16 protein-coding genes are annotated in these 19,206 nt (G+C 65.9%); 6 read left to right on the forward strand and 10 right to left on the reverse strand.

The features are described from left to right. Positions 1-77: 77 nt before the first annotated feature. From L8F45_RS01925 to L8F45_RS01940, 4 genes are all read right to left on the reverse strand, one after another. Entirely contained in the window at positions 78-2,165 is a 2,088-nt protein-coding gene (locus tag L8F45_RS01925) for a hypothetical protein (protein WP_342361196.1), read from the reverse strand. Positions 2,166-2,345: 180 nt separating this feature from the next. Then, a complete protein-coding gene (locus L8F45_RS01930) occupies positions 2,346-5,168 on the reverse strand; it encodes a DUF4159 domain-containing protein (RefSeq protein ID WP_342361197.1) in 2,823 nt (940 codons plus the stop codon). Positions 5,169-5,444: 276 nt separating this feature from the next. Next, positions 5,445-6,356: a DUF58 domain-containing protein gene (locus L8F45_RS01935; protein WP_342361198.1), complete on the reverse strand. Its 912-nt coding sequence runs from the start codon at positions 6,354-6,356 to the stop codon at positions 5,445-5,447. Positions 6,357-6,411: 55 nt separating this feature from the next. Next, complete coding sequence (locus L8F45_RS01940; protein ID WP_342361199.1) at positions 6,412-7,413, reverse strand: AAA family ATPase; 1,002 nt, start codon at positions 7,411-7,413, stop codon at positions 6,412-6,414. A 181-nt stretch (positions 7,414-7,594) separates the two neighbouring features. Here L8F45_RS01940 and L8F45_RS01945 point away from each other — a divergent pair, with 181 nt between their 5' ends. The 5 genes from L8F45_RS01945 (at position 7,595) to L8F45_RS01965 (ending at position 10,982) form a co-directional block, all read left to right on the forward strand. Further along, a complete protein-coding gene (locus L8F45_RS01945; RefSeq protein ID WP_342361200.1) occupies positions 7,595-8,188 on the forward strand; it encodes a DUF1285 domain-containing protein in 594 nt (197 codons plus the stop codon). After that, complete coding sequence (locus L8F45_RS01950; RefSeq protein ID WP_342361201.1) at positions 8,185-8,850, forward strand: CoA pyrophosphatase; 666 nt, start codon at positions 8,185-8,187, stop codon at positions 8,848-8,850. Before L8F45_RS01945 ends, L8F45_RS01950 begins: the two co-directional genes overlap by 4 nt. Then, complete coding sequence (locus L8F45_RS01955) at positions 8,847-9,104, forward strand: DUF6111 family protein (RefSeq protein ID WP_342361202.1); 258 nt, start codon at positions 8,847-8,849, stop codon at positions 9,102-9,104. Before L8F45_RS01950 ends, L8F45_RS01955 begins: the two co-directional genes overlap by 4 nt. Positions 9,105-9,402: 298 nt before the next feature. Further along, positions 9,403-10,626, forward strand: coding sequence for a CCA tRNA nucleotidyltransferase (locus L8F45_RS01960; protein ID WP_342361203.1), 1,224 nt, complete (start codon positions 9,403-9,405; stop codon positions 10,624-10,626). 95 nt (positions 10,627-10,721) lie between these two features. Continuing rightward, positions 10,722-10,982, forward strand: a complete 261-nt coding sequence (locus L8F45_RS01965) for a hypothetical protein (protein ID WP_342361204.1) — start codon at positions 10,722-10,724, stop codon at positions 10,980-10,982. Positions 10,983-11,277: 295 nt separating this feature from the next. Here the strand turns inward: L8F45_RS01965 and L8F45_RS01970 are convergent, their stop codons facing one another. The 3 genes from L8F45_RS01970 to L8F45_RS01980 all read right to left on the reverse strand — a co-directional run bounded on the left by L8F45_RS01970 (position 11,278) and on the right by L8F45_RS01980 (position 13,039). Further along, positions 11,278-11,535, reverse strand: a complete 258-nt coding sequence (locus L8F45_RS01970) for a DUF2158 domain-containing protein (protein ID WP_342361205.1) — start codon at positions 11,533-11,535, stop codon at positions 11,278-11,280. Positions 11,536-11,630: 95 nt separating this feature from the next. Next, complete coding sequence (hemF, locus tag L8F45_RS01975; protein ID WP_342361206.1) at positions 11,631-12,554, reverse strand: oxygen-dependent coproporphyrinogen oxidase; 924 nt, start codon at positions 12,552-12,554, stop codon at positions 11,631-11,633. Further along, the gene (locus L8F45_RS01980) at positions 12,551-13,039 is read right to left on the reverse strand and encodes a tRNA (cytidine(34)-2'-O)-methyltransferase (RefSeq protein WP_342361207.1); all 489 of its coding nucleotides are present in this window, start codon (positions 13,037-13,039) and stop codon (positions 12,551-12,553) included. The genes hemF and L8F45_RS01980 overlap by 4 nt, the downstream gene beginning before the upstream one ends. Positions 13,040-13,163: 124 nt before the next feature. Between L8F45_RS01980 and L8F45_RS01985 the strand changes: the two genes are divergently transcribed. After that, positions 13,164-15,050, forward strand: coding sequence for an ABC transporter ATP-binding protein (locus tag L8F45_RS01985; RefSeq protein ID WP_342361208.1), 1,887 nt, complete (start codon positions 13,164-13,166; stop codon positions 15,048-15,050). A 272-nt stretch (positions 15,051-15,322) separates the two neighbouring features. Here the strand turns inward: L8F45_RS01985 and L8F45_RS01990 are convergent, their stop codons facing one another. The 3 genes from L8F45_RS01990 to L8F45_RS02000 form a co-directional block, all read right to left on the reverse strand. Beyond that, the gene (locus L8F45_RS01990) at positions 15,323-16,108 is read right to left on the reverse strand and encodes a fumarylacetoacetate hydrolase family protein (RefSeq protein ID WP_342361209.1); all 786 of its coding nucleotides are present in this window, start codon (positions 16,106-16,108) and stop codon (positions 15,323-15,325) included. 26 nt (positions 16,109-16,134) lie between these two features. Then, a complete protein-coding gene (locus tag L8F45_RS01995; protein ID WP_342361210.1) occupies positions 16,135-17,397 on the reverse strand; it encodes an MFS transporter in 1,263 nt (420 codons plus the stop codon). Between the two features lie 87 nt (positions 17,398-17,484). Continuing rightward, a complete protein-coding gene (locus L8F45_RS02000) occupies positions 17,485-19,206 on the reverse strand; it encodes a peptidoglycan D,D-transpeptidase FtsI family protein (RefSeq protein WP_342361211.1) in 1,722 nt (573 codons plus the stop codon).

Here is a 19,206-nt window from a genome sequence, read left to right on the forward strand (position 1 = left end):
TCCGGGCGATGGTTACGGGAAAGTTTCCGAGGCTGCTGAAAGTTGAATCAAGGCCTCCCGCCGCCGGGGAGGCGCGGTCAGGCGCGCTGCTGGCGGTTCAATCGTCCGCCTTCGCCGAGCCAGGCGCCGACCAGCAGCGAGGCGAGCAGGAGCAGTCCGGCGAGGCCCACGAAAACAGGCCATACGGCGACGCCGCGCACGATCGACTGGTCGTTGGCGCGCAGGCCGATCGAATCCGAGGCCGCATAGCGGGTCGCGCCGCGCATCATGACGATGTTCGGAATGCGCAGCGCATCGCCGCGCTCGACCAGCCGGCGCGAGGAGCCGCCTGTCGCCTCGGCGATCGGCCGCAGCAACTCGGTGGTGCTCAGAACGTCGCGCCATTCGCGCGGATTCTCCGGCCCCACGCCGACGAAGGCGGTCAGCTTGTCGTCGGCGATGCGGTGCAGGCCGATCTCGTCGGTGTCGATGACGGCCTGGAAGCGGCCGGGCTGGGCTTCCTTCAATTCGATGATCTTCTGCCGCCCGCCCGGGCTGGTCAGCATGACGGGCGCGGCCTTGTCGGCCATTGTCTGCCGCTCGATGGTGATGGCGCGGCCGCGGGCCGATCCGCGTAGCGCCTCCTCATCGAGCTGCGGCTCCTTCATCAGCCAGTGCGAGACGCGGCGCAGCATCTCGAGATGCGGCCCGCCGGCGCGGAAATTGCGCGCCCAGAGCCAGGCGTGATCGGACAGGATCACCGCGACGCGGCCCTTCTCCTCGCGCGACAGCACCATCACGGGGCGATCCTGCGGCCCGCCCATCACGGTCGCGCCGCCCTGGGCGCGCGCCGAGACCAATCTCAGCCATTCGGACCAGGTGGGCGGCTCGGTTTCGCCGCCGGGAAGATCGCGGGTCACGGGGTGGCGACGGCCGAGATCGGTGATGCGGGCGAGATAGGGCTCCTCGATCACGCGTCCGTCCGGGCGCGCCGGCAGCACCTGCACGAGAGGCGTCGTCGCGAGGCTGGCGTTGCTGGCGAATTCGGGGCCGGCCGCCACCATCACCGCGCCGCCGTCGCGGACATAACGGACGATATTGTCGAAGTAGAGCCGCGGCAGGATCGACTGGTTGGCGTAGCGATCGAAAATGATCAGGTCGAATTCCTTGATCTTGTCGCCGAACAACTCGCGCGTCGGAAAGGCGATGAGCGACAATTCGTTGATCGGCGTGCTGTCCTGCTTCTCTGGCGGACGCAGGATGGTGAAATGCACCAGCTCGACATTGGCGTCCGACTTGAGAAGATTGCGCCAGGTGCGCTCGCCGGCGTGCGGCTCGCCGGAGACGAGCAGCACGCGCAATTTCTCGCGCACGCCTTCGATCGTGACGACGGCGCGATTGTTCGCCGTGGTGAGTTCGTTCGGCGCCGGCGCGACCTCGAGTTCGACGACGTTGGCGCCGCCATGCTCGATGCGGATCGGCACGCGCACGATCTGGCCGATCGCGACATCCATCTCGCTGAGCGGCGCGCCGTCGCGCATCACCTTCATGCGGGCTGGAGCGCCAGGATTTGAATCCATCACGCGCACGCGGATCGCTTGCTCGCGGCCGACGATGCCGAATTTTGGCGCCTCGACGAGTTCGATGCGGCGGTCGCGCTCATTGGCGCGGCCAGTGATCAAAGCATGCAGCGGCGCCTTGAAAGGAAGGTCGGAGGCGTTGAGCGGAATATCATGCGCGACGCCATCAGTGATCATGATCGCGCCGGCGACGCGGTTCGAAGCGACGTCGGCGAGACCAGCTTGCAGCGCCGCGAACAGACGCGTGCCGTCAGCGCCGCCATCGAGATCATTCACTTCGATGACGCGGCTTTCGAGGCCGGGCGTCGAGTCGATGCGGCGCTTCAATTCAGCGAGCGTATTCTGCGTTTCCTCGGCGCGGCCGGCGATGCGGTTCGACGCGGATTTGTCGACGACGACAGCGACGACGTCCTTGATCGGATCGCGCTCCTCCTTGCGCAGGGAGGGATCGCCGAGCGCGATCAGGCAGGCGGCGAGCGCGAGCGCCCGCAGCACGCCGGTCGCGCGCTTCAATGCGATCGCGGCGATGGCCGCGATAACGGTCGCAATCGCGAGAGCCGTGAAGAGCGATGTCGGAATGAGCGGCGCGAAGGAAATATTCCACATGCTACAGCGCCTTCATGTCCGGCCGCTGCGCGCAGGGAACGGCGATGATCGGGCTGATGTTTGCTTTGCCCCTCACCCGGCCGTCGCTACGCGCCGTCCACCCTCTCCCCGCTTCAGCGGGGAGAGGGAAAGCGCGGCGCGCGTCAGCGCAGCCGCGCAGGGTGAGGGGCGAAACGACGCTCACTGTCCCAGCCTTTCAAGCAGGGCCGGCACATGGACCTGATCCGCCTTGTAATTTCCGGTCAGCACATAGAGCACGATGTTGACGCCGCCGCGCAGCGCCATTTCACGCTGGCGATTGTCAGAGCCGGAGATGGGATAAAGCGGCTCGCCGCGCCGGTTCGTCGCCCAGGCGGCGGCGAGATCATTGCCGGTGATGATGATTGGCGACACGCCGTCGCCGGCGCGCGCGGGCCTGCGGCCGTCTTCCGCCGCCGGCGGCAGCGCCTCGATCCAGGTCTGGCCGCCGTCATAGCGGCCAGGGAAATGATCGATGAGATAGAACGCCTTGGTGATCACATGGTCGCGCGGCACGGGTTCGAGTTCGGGAATGTCGAGCCCGCCGAGGATTTTGCGCAGAAGCTGGTTTTCCGGCGTCTGCGAGCCCGGACGCGAACTTAGCGAGTCGCGCGTGTCGAAGAGAACCGTGCCGCCATTCTTCATAAAGGCGTCGAGCTTGCGGATCTGCGCCTCGATCGGCGCCGGCCGACCCGCAACGATCGGCCAGTAAAGCAGCGGGAACACGGAGAGATCGTCGCGATCGAGATCGACGCCGACGGGTTCGCCGGGATCGAGCGCGGTGCGCGCGGTGAGAGCCTGCGTCAATCCATAGAGGCCGGCGCGGCTCGCTTCGTCGGCGGCGGAGTCGCCGGTGACGACATAGGCGAGACGGGTGACGAGCGCGGCGTCGATGTCGCGTTTGGGAATCGGCGCCGGAGTTGTCTGGGAAGGCGCAGCGGGCGGCGTTTGCGCGAATGCGTCATTGCGCGGCGCGGCGGCGATCATCGCCAACGCGACAAGAGCGGCGGCGACGGCCGGACGGCGCACGCGCGCGAACGCGCCGGACAGCCACAGCGTCGCGATCGTGTCGAGGATCAGGCCGATGAGCGCGGCGACAAGCAGCCAGGGCCTGAGATCGATCGGGCGCACGGTTTCGATCGTGCTCGTCGCCACGCCGGCGGGCGCGGATTCAAGCGTTGCGATCTTGTCGCCGAAGCGCAGCGCGTTCACCGCCAGCGGATCATCGGCCGAGCCGTAGAAGCCCGGGGGATAATCGGCGGTCGCATGTTCGGCGTAGTTCACGGGGGCGGGCTTTGCCGTTGCAGGCGGAGCGCGGAAACGGCCTTCGCCGTCGAGCGTGCGCAGCGGCGGCAGCGTCGCATTCGTCGCGGCATTCGATGTGGTCGTTGCGGTGCGCGTCGCATCGACGGCGGCGGGCGACATGTTGACCAGCGTGCGCATCATGTCGACGAACAGGCCCGACAGCGGCAGGCTCGACCAGGACGTGTCGGCGGTGACATGGAACAACGCGATCGCGCCCTTGCCGCGCGTTTCTCCGGTGACAACAGGCGTTCCGTCCGACAGCGCGGCCCAGGTGCGCGGCGCGAGCGAAAGATCAGGCTCGGCGAGAATCTGGCGTGTGACGGAGACTTCCGCCGGCGGCTTCAGCGTCTTGAACGGGCTCTGATCGCCGAAGGGCGCCAATGTCTTTGGCGTCTCCCATGACAAGGTGCCGCCAAGCGTGCGGCCGCCGCGGCGCAAGCGCACCGGCACGAGATCGTCATTCGCCGCGGCGAGACGCGTGCCGGCGAAGCGGATCAGCACGCCGCCTTCCTCGACGAAGCGCTGGAGATCATCATGCGCCTGGCCGGTGAGCGCGCCGACATCGGCGAGGATCACGACGGATGGCTTTTCCGGCAGCAGACTCGCCAGCGCTTCGGCCGGACCGCCGCGGCCTTCGCGCACTTCCGCGAAAGGGCTCAGCGCGCGCGTGAGATAATAGGTCGGCGCCAAAAGCGGCTGCGACGTGTCGGTCGTGCCGCCGGACACGACGGCGACGCGGCGGCGGCGCTGCGATCCATCGAGCAGCGACACGGCGCCGGCGGAGGCTTCGTCGAGGATTTCGACGCGCGCCACCTGATTGCGCAATTCGAGCGGCAGATCGATCGGCGCCGTCGTTTCGAGCTCCTCATTCTTGAAGCTCGCGCGCCCTTCGCCAAGCGGCAGGCCCTTCTTGTCGAGCGCGCGCAGCAGCGCTTCGCCGCGCGCGGCGAGATCGGCGCGCAGGACGCGGACATTCAATCCGCTCGCGCCATTGTCGACGCCGGCCAAAGCGCGCGTCGCAACCGTCGGCTGGCGGCTGATTTCGATCGTGCGGCCGCTTGTCCTCTTCGCGAGTTCGGCCATCAGGGGATCAGGCGATTGCGTCGACAGCCCGTCGGCGATCCAGACGACGCCCATGTCGGGCTGGCGATCGAGGAATTGCGCGATGCGCCCCGCATGGGCGCCGCGCTCGGGCAAATGCGGCTGCGGCTGCAATCCGCGCAATTTTTCGAGCGCCTGTCCGGCGTCGCCAAGCGACGGCTCCTGTGCGAGGTCGGCGGTCGCGACCAGCGCCACGGCGCGGCCCCGCGCCTGCGCCGACACGAGCGTCTGCTCCGCGGCGGCGACGCGCTGGCGCCAGTCGGGCGCGGACGGCCAGCCATTGTCGATGATGAGCAGCAGCGGACCATCCGATGAGATGACGGCGCGGCGCGCGTTCCACACCGGCGCGGCGAGCGCGAGAATCAAAGCCGCAGCGACTCCAAGCCGCAGCGCCAACAGCCACCAGGGCGTGCGCGCGACGGTTTCCTTCTCCGGCAGCAGATCGAGCAGGATGCGCAGCGGCGGAAAATCGACGCGGCGCGGACGCGGCGGCGTCACCTTGAGCAGCCAGTAGAGCGCCGGCAATGCGGCGAGCGCGGCGAGGGTAAGCGGCGCGGAGAAGGCGAGGCTTCCGATCATGCGCTCAGAGCCTGTTTGGGAATTCGGATGGGGCTGCGCTGCAGCCGATTTTCGTCGCTCCGGCAGGAGCCGGCCGAAGCAGCGTATCGGGGATACGGTCGAGGCCGGCGACGAACCGGGCGGCGAAAAGCGGCGCAGTCCTCCGGATTGAGCGGCGAACGACGCCTGATGCGTCGGAAGGCTCGCCAATGTCGCCAGACATTGGCTTCGCCTCCCTCCTGTCATCCGTCCGTTCGTCGCTCAACGCAGCCTCCATCCCAATTCCCAAACAGGCTCTCAGGCTCTCCTGCCGGCGGCGATCCGGCCGATGACGCCGATCAGCGCTTCCGACGCCTGCCGATCGGTGCGGTGAACCGTGTAGGACCAGCCGCGACGGCGGCAGCATTCTCGGATGACGTCGCGATGCTGTTCGAGCCGCGCGAGATAGCGTCGGCGAAATTCGGTCGCGTCGCCGATGCGGAGTTTGGCGCCGACTTCGAGATCGAACATCTCGACATGGCCGGAATAGGGGAAGGTTTCCTCGATCGGATCGGCGATGATCAGCACGTGGCCGCGCGCGCCGCGCGCCGAAATCGTCTCGATCGCGCGGGTGATTTCGTCGGCCGGCGCGAGCAGGTCGCCGATGACGACGGCTTCCGACAATTGCGGAAGAGTCACGGGCGGCGGCGCGTCAGCCGCACCGGCGTCATGAGCGACCGCCATCGCCTGCGCGAGTTTCTCGATGATGCTGCGCGAGGCCGATGCGGCCGGACCGCCGAGCAGCCCGACGCGTTCGCCGGCGCGCACCAGCATGTCGGCGAGCGCCAATCCAACGATCAGCGCGCGATCGATCTTCGCGACCTGCGCGAGCTTCGACTGGAAGCCCATCGAGGCCGACATGTCGATCCACAGCGCGATCGTGTGCGCGGCTTCCCATTCGCGCTCGCGCACGAAGGCGCGATCGTCGCGCGCGGAGCGGCGCCAGTCGATGCGGCTCGACGGCTCGCCTGAAGTGAACGGACGAAACTGCCAGAAATTCTCTCCGACGCCGGCGCGGCGACGGCCATGCGCGCCATGCGCCGTGGCTGTGGCGACGCGACGCGCTTCCAGAACGATGCGTGGAATTCGTGCTGCAAGATCGAGGGCGCCTTCCGCATGGCGGCGGTGAACCGCCCGCTCGTCCGGGGCCAGAACTTCGGCGTCCGCCACTAAAAACCTATCCTTCTCAAATTCGAACGGCGCTCTTCAGCGCGTCCAGTCTCCATTATCCAAGTTTCGCCGCGAGGCGCGCGATCACGCCCGGAATTGTTTCGCCATCCGCGCGCGCGGCGAATGTGAGCGCCATGCGATGTTTCAGCACCGGCTCGGCGAGCGCGACGACATCATCGACCGAAGGCGCGAGACGTCCATCGAGAAGCGCGCGGGCGCGCGTCGCCAGCATCAGCGCCTGGCTGGCGCGAGGACCGGGACCCCACGACAATTTCTCGGTGATGGCAGGATCGCCTTCGCCGGGACGCGCCGCGCGCACCAGCGCGAGAATGGCTTCGACCACGCTCTCGCCGACGGGAAGACGACGCACCAGCCGCTGCGCGGATTGCAACGCAGCCGCATCGAGCGCCTTCACCGCCTTCGCCTCATGATCGCTGGTCGTGTCGATCAGCATGCGGCGCTCGGCGTCGATATCGGGATAGCCGACATCGATCTGCATGAGGAAACGATCGAGCTGCGCTTCGGGAAGGGGATAGGTGCCTTCCTGCTCGATCGGATTTTGCGTGGCGAGCACATGGAACGGCCGCGGCAGATCATGGCGCTCGCCGGCGACGGTCACATGATATTCCTGCATCGCCTGCAAGAGCGCCGACTGGGTGCGCGGGCTCGCGCGATTGATTTCGTCGGCCATCAGAAGCTGCGCGAAGATCGGTCCTTTCACGAAGCGGAACGCGCGCTTGTGATCGATCGACTCCTCCATGATCTCGGAGCCGAGAATATCCGAAGGCATAAGGTCGGGCGTGAACTGCACGCGCTTGGCGTCGAGACCGAGCACCGTGCCGAGCGTATCGACCAGCCTGGTCTTGGCGAGGCCGGGGACGCCGACCAGCAGGCCGTGGCCGCCGGCGAGCAAGGTGGTCAACGTGCGCTCGATGACGAGATCCTGACCGAACACGACTTTCTGGACGCCGGCCTTCGCGTCGGCCAGCGAGGCGAGCGCAGCCTCGGCGGTCCGGACGATTCCGTCGTCGAGGTTGGTTGCGACGTCCGCAGTCATATGATTCTCCTCGGCCGGCTTTCAAACAATGTCGCGCCGCCAGCCCGGCGTCTCAAGTGGGCTCGCCGGATCGTGACAGGCCCGCCTTGCGCCTCCTATAGAAGCATGGAGCGTGCCGTTCCCCGCGAGCCCATTGGTATCGGAAGCGCGTGGCGCGGCGAAATGATGGCGGAACAAGGCCTTGATCGAAGCCGCACCAACTCCGCAGTCTCGCCTCGCCGCCCTGTCGCATGCGGCGGGCGAGGCGAAAAAGCGCGGACTCCCGCCTGTGCATATGTGGAATCCGCCGTTCTGCGGCGACATCGATATGCGCATCGCGGCGGACGGCCAGTGGTTCTACATGGGCTCGCCGATCGGCCGGCCGGCCATGGTGCGGCTGTTCTCGACAATTTTACGCAAGGACCCGGAGCGCTACGTCATGGTGACGCCGGTCGAGCGCGTCGGCGTCACGGTGGACGATCTCCCCTTTGTCGCTGTGGAAATGTCACATGAGGGCGACGGCGAAGGCCAACGGCTCACATTCCGCACCAACGTGGATGACGAAACGATCGCCGGGCCGGATCGTCCCCTGCGGTTCGACCGCGCCGAGGATGGCGGGCTGAAGCCGGCCGTGCTGGTGCGCGACGCGCTGTGGGCGCGGCTGTCGCGGCCGCTTCTCTATGACCTCGTCGAGTTGGGCGTCGAAAAGGAGGTGGACGGGGCGCGACAGTTCGGGGTCTGGTCGGGGGCCATGTTCTTCCCCATCTGTCCGGCGGCGGAGATTGATCATTTATGACCCTGCTTCCGGCCGATGCGACGGCGCCGATCGACGATTTCATCCGCCGCGCGCGTGAAAGACTGCTGCCTGAGCCGCCGGCGCTGACAGGCGCTGACGATCCGCTCGGCGCCGCGGGCGACCATGTGCTCAATCCCGGCTATCTCCCGCCGGAGTTCGGCAGGACGGCGCGCGCCGCCGCGGTGCTGATTCCGGTCGTCGCCCATGACAGCGAAGCGACCGTGCTCCTGACCGAGCGCGCGTCCGGCCTGCGCGATCATAGCGGACAGATCGCGTTTCCCGGCGGCAAGATCGATGCGGCGGACGACGGGCCGCTTGGCGCGGCGCTGCGCGAAGCCGAAGAAGAAATCGGCTTGCAGCGCGAATTCGTGTCGCTGCTCGGTTATCTCCCGCCCTATCTCACGGGATCAGGTTTTCGCATCGCGCCTGTGGTGGCGCTGGCGAGGCCCGGCTTCACGCTGACGCTCAACCACAACGAGGTCGGCGACGCGTTCGAGACTCCTCTGTCCTTTCTCATGGATGTCGCCAACCATGAGCGCGGCATGCGCGAATGGAACGGCATGAAGCGCTATTTCTATCGCATGCCGCATGACGGGCGGAACATCTGGGGCGTGACCGCGGGCATCATTCGGCAGTTGCGCGACAGGATCTATGGCCCATGAGCCGCGTCGCGTTCGAGGTCATCCTGTTTTTCGTCGTTCCCTTCGCCATGTACGCGACATGGTTGATGGCGACGCGGCAGCCCGTGATGTCAAAGGAATCCTGGGACGGCAGCGGCGGCTGGCTGACGATCGCGGGGCTTGCGATCGTGATCGTCGCGTTCGTCTATGTCGGCTTCACCTCGCGGCTCGGCCATGACAATTACCAGCCGGCGCATCTCGAGAATGGCAAGATCGTGCCAGGGGCGATCAAGTGATCGTCCGCGCCTGCCTCTCCCTATTCACAACACGCTCTCTCCGTCCCCGGATTCATGCAACGAGCGAAGCGCATGAAATGAAGTCCGGGGCCCAGCGAAAGAATCGCCTGCGCAGCAGGCGCATCTTTGGAGAAATGGAAATCGCGCGCCTTCCCGGCTGCGCCGGAGCGAAGCCGCTCCGGCTTCGCCGAGGCGAGCGGCGCTTCATTTTTGCGCTGGGCCCCGGACACGGCTCCGCTTCGCTGCGCCGTTCCGGGGACGGAGAAGCGCTTTCCCTTGGTCTGGCGCGGGCTATCGCATGACGGCGAAAACCGCGCGCGTTCCTGATCCGACGCTGTTCTCGACAGGCCCTGTCTCGAAACTGCTCGCAGCGATCGGCGGCGAGGGCGAGGAAATCCGCGTCGTCGGCGGCGCCGTGCGCAACGCGATGCTTCGCATCGCGCCAAGTGATTTCGATTGCGCGACGACGACTCTTCCCGATGAAACCATTCGCCGCGCCACGCGCGCCGGTTTCCGAACGATTCCCACGGGAATCGAGCATGGCACCGTGACCGTGCTCGTCGATGACAAGCCTTTCGAGGTGACGACGCTGCGCGCCGACATCGCAACCGATGGCAGGCGCGCGACCGTGCGGTTCGGCCGCGATTTCGAGGCGGACGCGCAGCGCCGCGACTTCACCATCAATGCGCTGACGGCCGACGCTGATGGCGTCGTCACCGACTATGTCGGCGGGCTTGATGATCTCGCCGCGCGACGCGTGCGCTTCATCGGCGATGCGGGCCAGCGCATCCGCGAGGATTATCTGCGCATCCTGCGGCTGTTCCGCTTTCACGCGACCTATGGCGAAGGGCCGGTCGATCGCGCTGCGCTCATCGCGGCGATCCGCGAACGCGACGGGCTCGACATTCTCTCGCGCGAGCGCGTGCGCAGCGAATTGATGAAGCTGATGAAGGCGCCGCGCGCGCTGGCTGTGCTGGAAGAGATGAGCGAGACCGGATTCGCGACGCGCATTCTCGGCGGCGCGACCAATCTTGCGCGGCTGGAAAAGGGGCTTGAGGAAAGCGGCGTGTCGCTGTCAGCGGCGCAGCGCCTCGGGCTTTTCGCCGTCGAATGCGCAGAGGATGTCGAGCGGCTGCGCGCGAAGCTCGCGCTCTCGAATGAGGAGACGGAGACTTTGGCGCGTATCGCGCGCGTCAGCGAGACGCTGCGGGCGTCCGGATATCGGCCGACGCAACGCGCGCTGCGCGAACTCGCCTATCGGCTGGGTCGCGAGATCGCGCCTGCGGCGCATGCGATCCTCGCCGCCGCTGATGTCGATGCGAGCGAAGCGAGCGCGTTGTCGGGCTGGACGCCGCCCGATCTTCCCTGGCGCGGCGCCGACGCTCTGGCGGCAGGCGCAAGCCCCGGTCCCGAGATCGGCGCCTGGCTCGCGCGCGCCGAAGCGCTCTGGATCGACGAAGGTTTCCCCAGCGGGAGCGAGGCGCTGGAGCGCATCTGGGCGAAAGCGCGACCGGTCGCCTGATCCTGCATTTCCGAAACCGGCGTCTTCGGAAAAATTGACTCCCACGGCTTGCCGCCGCGTTCTAGTCTGACGGCGAAACAGCATCAGACCCAAACATGCGCTCTTCGTCGCGAAGTCCCGCCGATGTCGCGCGCGCCCTGTCCGGACGATCCCGCGCGAGAACAGCGATGGCGGGGCGCGATCCGGGATGGCGGCGCGAGACCTTCACGCTGCCGCGCGAGGAAGCGCGGGCGGCGGCGCGCGACTGGTTCGCACGCTTTCCCAAGGCCGCCTACATGACCGAGGTGGAGAGCTGGCGTGAACTTTCCGATGGCCGCATCGAATTCACGATGAGAAGGCTGCCGACGGCGGACTGATCTGCGACGAAGGCGATTCAGATGAGCATTCGTTTTCGCTTCGCTCACGATTCTTTCGCTGGGCCCCGGACTTCGTTCCACTCACTGCGTTCGTTTCACGAATCCGGGGACGGAGACAGCTTCAGCGCGAAAAGATGAAGCTGTCTTCGTCCCCGGTTCCGTGAAGTGAGGCGAGAGCCGAACGGAATGGAGACCGGGGCCCAGCGAAAGACTTCGCGGAGCGACATCAATTCCAACACGACGCGCGCGGTTTCGCGGCGCGCGTCGTTGGCATGGATCAAACGAGGAGCGATCGTTACGCAGCCCGACGCGCGACCGATTCTTCAGCGTCTGCCTCGTCTTCATCTTCGTTCTCTTCTTCTTCATCCTCCGGGCCGTCCTCATCGGATATGTCGGCGGATTCGATCGCGATCAGCGGGATTTCCTGTTCCTTGAACTCGCCGAGCTCTTCCGAGAAATACAGGCAGGTCGCCGTTTCACCTTCGACGCTCAGCAAAGTGAGCTCCGGGCCACCCGATTTCATGCGCACGATTTCGCCTGCCTTGAAGGCCATCGTTCTCTCCTCGATTTGAGATTGTGCGGAGACGCTAGCGAGATCACGCGACAGGTAAGCGACGGCCTGATGTCACGGCTGTCATCACGGCGCCGTTACGGCCAGCGGACGCGCGGGGGCATCGAGGACAGAATCGACTCGACATTTCCGCCGGTTCTCAGGCCGAACAATGTGCCGCGATCATAGAGCAGATTGAATTCGACATAGCGGCCGCGGCGCGTTTCCTGTTCGATGCGATCATCCTCGCTCCATGGCAGCGCCATATTGCCGCGGAGGATAGAGGGATAGGCGTTGAGAAAGGCGAGACCAACATCGCGCGTGAATGCGAAATCCGCTTCCGCGTCGCCTGTCCAGTGATTGTCGTAGAAAATGCCGCCGATCCCGCGCGGCTCGTTGCGGTGTTTCAGAAAGAAATACTCGTCGCACCATTGCTTGTATTTCGCGTAGGGCGCGACGTTCACATGGGCGTCGCACGCATCCTTCATCGCGGCGTGGAACGCGATCGAGTCCGCATCTTCCTGCGTGCGGCGCTTCATCAGCACCGGCGTGAGATCGGCGCCGCCGCCGAACCAGCACTTCGTCGTGACGACGAAGCGCGTGTTCATGTGTACGGTCGGCGCGTTCGGATTCCAGGGATGGGCGATCAGCGACACGCCGGTCGCATGAAAGCGCGGGTCGGCGTCGGCGCCGGGAATTTGTTTTGCGAAATCGGGATGGAAGGAGCCATGCACGGTCGAGACATGCACGCCGACTTTCTCGAACACGCGGCCGCGCATCATCGACATCACGCCGCCGCCGCCTTTCGCGCCGTCGCGATTGGTTCGCTCCCACGGTTTGCGGACGAAGCGGCCGGCTTCGGCGGGCGCATCGGCGAAGAAGGGGCCTTTCGCCTCGTCCTCGATCGCCTCGAATTCCGCGCAGATGCGGTCGCGCAATTCCGCGAACCATTGGGCGGCGCGCGGCTTCATGGCTTCGGCGACGGCGGGATCGAAGGGCAGGGCGGCGATAGCGTTGGTCATGACGCGGCGTTCCTAGCCTCGGCCGCGGCCATCGCGAAGCCGCCGGTTTGCCGCAGCCCCTCGCCAAGGATCATGGCGGCGGCCACCGCCACATTGAGCGAGCGCAGGCCTGAAAGCATCGGAATCAGCAGGCGGGCGTCGGCCGCCTCGTGGACTATCTCGGGAACGCCGGCGCTTTCCCGACCAAGCAGCAGGATGTCAGACGGCGCATAGCTCCAGTCGAGATAGCTCTCGGCTGCCCTGGTGGTCGCGAGCAGGAGCCGCGCGCCGGCCTCCCGCCGCCACTCCTCGAACGCCGTCCAGCTCGCATGACGGACGATTGCGGCCCGCTCGGCGTAGTCCATCCCGGCGCGGCGGAAATTCCGGTCGGAGACGTCGAAGCCGGCCGGCTCGATGATATGCAGGGGAGATCCGACGCAGGCGCAGAGCCTTGCGATTGTCCCGGTGTTCTGGGGAATGTCGGGCTGGTAGAGCGCGATCTGCATGGCGCGTGATGGCGCTGAGGGCCGCGCCTGGTCAAGCGGCGGGTGGTTTGCGCAATTCCGCCATGGTCGCCATATAGCGGGCTCGCCCCTCTTTCCCCGCGCCGCTTGAAAGGAGCGACGACCAATGCCTTCGTCGCTCTTCCGCTGGATGGAAAGCCGGATCGATCTGTTCGCGCCGTTCGATGAGCGCAAGCAGCCGCCGACCTCGGTCTGGCTGTTCATGTGGCACCATCTGCGCGAGGTGAAGGGCTGGCTCGTCGCCATCCTGATTTCCGGCCTCGTCTTCAGCGGGATCGAATCCTCGTTGTTCCTCTGCGTCGGCTGGCTCGTCGATCTCATCACGAAAAATCCGCCGGAGGTGGTGTGGCGCGATTATAGCGGCTGGCTGATCGCCGGCGTGGTGCTGATCGTCGTCGTCAGGCCGATCGTCTATTTCGTCAATCACGCGGTGGTCGACCAGATCGTCGTGCCGCAGCTCACCAACCGCATCCGCTGGCGCAGCCATGTCTACACGCTTGGTCATGCGCTGAGTTATTTCCAGAACGACTTCGCCGGCCGTCTCGGCGCGCGCGTGATCCAGTCGGGACAATCAGTGCGCTCGGCCTCGGTCGAGGTGCTCGATGATCTCTGGTACGTGATTGTCTTCGCCGGCGTCGCCATGGGCTATTTCGGCCATGTGAGCTTAAAGCTGATGGCGCCGGTGGCGATCTGGGCGCTGCTCTACATCGCGCTGCTCGCCTATTTCGTGCCCCGGGCGCGCCAGCGCTCGGAGGCGAACTCCTTCTCGCGCTCGGCGACGACGGCGCGCATCGTCGACAGCTACACCAACATCGCGACGGTGAAGCTGTTTGCGCGCGGCGACGTCGAGCGCTCCGCCGTGCGCGAGGCGCTGGCGCGCTGGGTCGGCACCTTCCTCGATCTCACGCGGCTCATCACCGGCGTGGTCGCGGCGCTGCAGACGCTGAACAGCCTGCTCATCGTCATCACCATCTATCTCGCGCTGCTGCTCTGGTCGGAGCAGGCGATGACGCCGGGCGAAGTCGCCGCGACCATCGGCATCGTGCTGCGGCTGGTGCAGATGTCGGGCTGGGTGATGAATCTCGTGCGCGGCATCTTCGAGGAGATCGGTTCGGTGCAGGAGGCGATGGAGACGATCGCCAAGCCGCACACGCTGAACGACAGGCCGGCCGCGCCGCAACTTGTCGTTGGCCGCGGCGAGATCAATTTCGATCATGTTTCCTTCCATTACGGCAAGGGAAGCGGCGTGATCGAGAATCTCAATCTCATGATCCGTCCTGGCGAGAAGGTCGGGATCGTTGGGCCGTCAGGCGCCGGCAAGTCGACGCTGATGAATCTGCTGCTGCGTCTGCATGATGTCGAGCGCGGCCGCATTCTCATCGACGGGCAGAACGTCGCCGAGGTGACGCAGGATTCGCTGCGCGAGGCGATCGGCGTCGTCACGCAGGATACCTCGCTGCTGCATCGCTCGATCCATGACAACATCGCCTATGGCCGCCCCGGCGCGTCGCGCGAGGCGATCGAGCGCGCGGCCAAACTCGCCAAGGCCGATGGCTTCATCGAGGAGCTGATCGATCTCGACGGGCGCTCGGGCTACGAGTCGCGCGTCGGCGAGCGCGGCGTGAAGCTGTCAGGCGGCCAGCGGCAGCGCATCGCGATCGCGCGCGTGATCCTGAAGGATGCGCCGATCCTGGTGCTCGACGAGGCGACGTCGGCGCTCGATTCAGAAGTCGAGGCCGCGATCCAGGAAGGGCTCGAAGCGCTGATGGAGAACAAGACCGTCATCGCGATCGCGCATCGTCTCTCGACCATCGCCGCGCTCGACCGGCTCGTCGTCATGGATGAAGGCGAGATCGTCGAGCAGGGAACGCACGCCGAACTGATCGCGCGCGGCGGCCTCTACGCCTCGCTGTGGGCGCGCCAGTCCGGCGGCTTCATCGCGCGCGACCGGCATGCAGGCGAGGCCGGGCGAATAACGGAAGCGGCGCAGTAAGAGCGGCGCTTGCGTCTTTCCGAGACGCGGAACGTGTGAGCGAAAAATTCAGAAATCTCGTCGCTTCGCGATTCTTTCGCTGGGCCCCGGACACGGTTCCGCTTCACTTCGTTACGCTTCACCGTTCCGGGGACGGTGACAGCTTCAACAGTTCATAGTGAAGCTCTTTCCATCCCCGGTTCCATGAAGCGAGGCGTTCTGCCGAGCGGAATGGAGACGGGGGTCCAGCGCAAGAAATCGCGAAGCGACGTTCAAAGCTTTGCAAGTGAATTCTACACGATCTTCACCGACAGATCAGGCAGCCCCTCGATCTTGCAGAGGATCAGATCGCCCTTCACGACGGGGCCGACATTTTCCGGCGTGCCGGAATAGATGATGTCGCCGGCCTTTAATTCGAACGCCTCCGATAATTTCGAGATCTGCTCGGCGACGCTCCAGATCATGTTCCTGAGATCGGAGTTCTGCTTCACCGCGCCGTTGACCGCGAGCGAGATCGCGCCCTTGACGAAATGGCCTGTCTTCTCGGCCGGATGCAGCGGCCCGATCGGCGCCGACATGTCGAAGGATTTGCCGATCTCCCACGGCTTTTTCTCATCGCCCATGGCGCGCTGCAGATCCCGCCGCGTCATATCGAGGCCGACCGCATAGCCGTAGACATGCTCAAGCGCGCCTTCGATCGGGATGTTGCGGCCGCCTGATTTCAGCGCCGCGACGAGTTCGACCTCGTAGTGATAATTCTTCGTCAGCGAGGGATAGGGGTGATCGCCGACTGCTCCGATGGCGACATGCTGGATCGCGTCGGATGGCTTCTGGAAGAAGAAGGGCGGCTCGCGATTGGGATCGGAGCCCATTTCGCGCGCATGGGCGGCGTAGTTTCGTCCGATGCAATAGATGCGCCTGACGGGAAAGAGTTGATCCGAGCCGGCGATCGGAATGAAGGATTGCGGCACGGCGAACAGCGCCTTCGTTCCGGCAGCCATCTGCGCCTCGGCGGGCGCAGCGGCCAAGGTCGCGCCGGCGGCGCCGGCGACAAGCATGCGACGGTCGAGCGTGGTCATGAGCGTCTCCCTCGTTTGAAAGGAGCCTAATCCAAAGTCGCCGCCGCTGAAATCGGGGCGGCGCGCCGGCGCCCCGCGAGATAGGCGGTCGCGCCGAGCGCTTGAATGAGGGCGGCGGCGATGAAGACGAGCGTGGCGTCGCCCGCTGACAGATCGCGCAGCAGGCCGAACGCCGCCGGCGCGAAGGCGTAGGTCGCCTGGCTGCAGGCGGTCGTCAGCGCGACGACGCGCGGCGTGATCTTTGGCGCGAATTCCGCCTGCGCAATCAAGGGCGGCAGCGAGGTCGAGTTGCCGATGCCGAAGCCGAAGAGAATGACTCCGGCGAACAGCAACGGAATATTGCCGCCGCCGGCGAGAAGGAAAGCTGCGCAGCCGAGCATCTGCACGCCGAGATTCGCGCCGGCGATCAAACGGCGATCTGCGTCAGCGGGCATCAGCCAGCCGACAATGGTGCGGCCCAATATCGCCGAAGCCGTCGCAAGCCCCGCCGCGACGCCGGCGAATTGTGCGCCGAGCGCGGGCGTCAGCAGCGAGAAGAGATGCGCGATGAGGCCGATCTGCGCAAACAGGCCGATCGCCATGCCGGCCGCCAGCGTCACGAAGGCGTAATCAGCGAAAAGTTTTTCGGGCGCGTGATCCGACATCGACTTGCGCGCAGCGGCGCTTGCCGCATCGCCGCCGTCTGGCGCCAATCCCATCGACGTGGGCGTGCGCGTAAGAATACGGAGCGACAGCGCGCCGACAATGATCAGCATCGCGACGCCAACAATAATCGCCGCGCTGGAAAATCCGATCGAGCCGATCAGCAGCGCCCAGAGCGGCGAAAACAGCACGCCGCCGACGCTTGCGCCGTTATACGCCATCGCGAGCGCGGCCGGCCGTTTCGCGACGAACCAGGGCGACACCATCGCATTGATCGCCGCGGCGCCAAGCGGAACCCAGCCGACGCCGGTGAGAATAGCGGCGATGATCAGCATCCATTTCTCGCTGGCGAGCGACCAGCCGAGTACGCCAAGCGCCAGCGACAGCGCGCCGGCGATCGTGACGCCGGGCAATCCGAAGCGCCGATGCAGGCGCGGCAGATTCGCGACGACGACGGCGCCGATGAGGAAATGCAGCGTCACCGCGCTCGAGACGAAGGTGACGGACCATTGGCGCGCATCCTGCGCCGCCTTGAGATAGATCGGCGGGCCGTAGAATCCGACGCCCCAGCCGAAGATGGCGATGATGAAAGCGGCGGCGACGACGGTCCAGCCGTAGAAGCGCTCGCGTTGTTTCGCATTGATCATGGGTTTCTCCATCCGCGAGACGAGGCGCGAATGGTTTAGGCGGAAATGCGCCGGCGATGCTTCGACGGTGATCGAAGCAAGAGGCTCTTACGGCTGCTGCGGGCGGTCGCTGCCCCAGGCGCGCAGGCGCGCCATCAGCGGGAACGGATTTGATGGCGGATCGAAGCGCGGCTGCAGCAGGATCGGGCCAACCGCCTCGATCACCTTGCCGGTGATGTCGCCCGAGTTCCACGCGGCTTCGGCGCGGCCGAAGGTTTCCGGAATGCCTTTCGGCTCGTCCATGATGGTGAGGAAGAGGTAGCGCGGCTTGTCGGAGGGCGCGACCGCCATGAAGGTCGTGAAGTTCCGGTTCTTGGCGTAGCGGCCGTTGATCACCTTTTCCGCCGTGCCGGTCTTGCCGCCGACGAAGAAGCCGGGCACCGCCGCCTTGCGCGCCGAGCCGGCTGTCGCATTGAGGCGCATGATGAAGCGCATCGCTTCGCTCGTCTCGGGCTTGATCACCTGCGGCGCGCTCGCCATCGCCTGTTCCTGCGTGCGTTTCAGGAATGTGGGCGTGATCAGCTTGCCGCCATTCATGAGCGCGCCGACGGCGGCGACCGCCTGCAGCGGCGCGACCGCGAGGCCGTGCCCGAAGGCGATGGTCGCGGTGTTGATCTCGCCCCAGCGCTGCGGGACGATGGGCGCGGCGTTCTCCGGCAACTCGGTGCGCATGCGATCGAGCTGACCCAGTTTCCTCAGAAAGGCCTTGTGCCCCTCGACGCCAACGGAAAGCGCCATCTTCATCGAACCCATGTTCGAGGAATGCACGAACACTTCCGGCACCGTGAGGGATCGGCCCGTGCCGTGATATTCACGGATGACCTGGCGACCGAAGCGCATCACGCCGCCGGCCGTCGAAAAAGACGAATTGATCGACGCCTTGCCGCTGTCGAGCGCCATCGCGATCGTCAGCGCCTTGAAGGTCGAGCCCATCTCGTAGACGCCGACCGTCATGCGGTTGATGTGATCGGGGTCGAGCGCATCAGCGGGATTGTTGGGATCGAAATCGGGCAGCGACACAAGCCCGACCACTTCGCCTGTCGTCACGTCATAGACCATGCCGGCTGCGGCCTTGGCCTTGAAGCGATCGAGGCCCCAGGCGAGCTTCTCGCGCAGCGCGTGCTGCACGCGCAGATCGATCGAGAGCGCGAGCGGCTTCAGATCCTCCGCCGTCTGGCCGAGACCGAAGCTTTGCAGCGCGCTGACGCCCTGGTTGTCGATATATTTCTCGATGCCGGCGATGCCGACGCCGTCGAGGTTGGTGGCGCCGAGCACATGCGCCGCCTCGATGCCGTTGGGATAGACGCGCTTGTGCTCCGGCCAGAAGGCGACGCCGGGAATGCCGAGGCGGAACACCTCCGCCTTTTCGCGCGGCGTGACGAAGCGCTTGACCCAGACGAAGCCCTTCTTGGTGTTGAGCTTGGCGCGCAGTTCGCTGGCGTTGAGATCAGGCAGCACCGCGGTCAGGAGTTCGGTCGCCTCGTCCTTGTCGATGATGTTGCGCGGCTCGGCGAACACCGAGAAGCTCGAAATGCTCGTCGCCATCAGCTCGCCGTTGCGATCCATGATGTCGGGGCGGAACCCTGACGACGCCGCGGCAAGCGAACGCGGCGAGGCGGGCTCGATTTCGCCAGAGGCGCGGGCGAGCTGCACGAGTCGGCCGCTGATGACGCCGAACGCAAGCAGGAAGGCGCATCCAACGACGAGCAGCCGGTTGCTGCTCTTGTCGGGACGCATCCTGAAGAGACTAACGACGCCGCGAGGGATCAT

The sequence above is a fragment of the Terrirubrum flagellatum genome, assembly GCF_022059845.1.
Lineage (GTDB): Bacteria > Pseudomonadota > Alphaproteobacteria > Rhizobiales > Beijerinckiaceae > Terrirubrum > Terrirubrum flagellatum.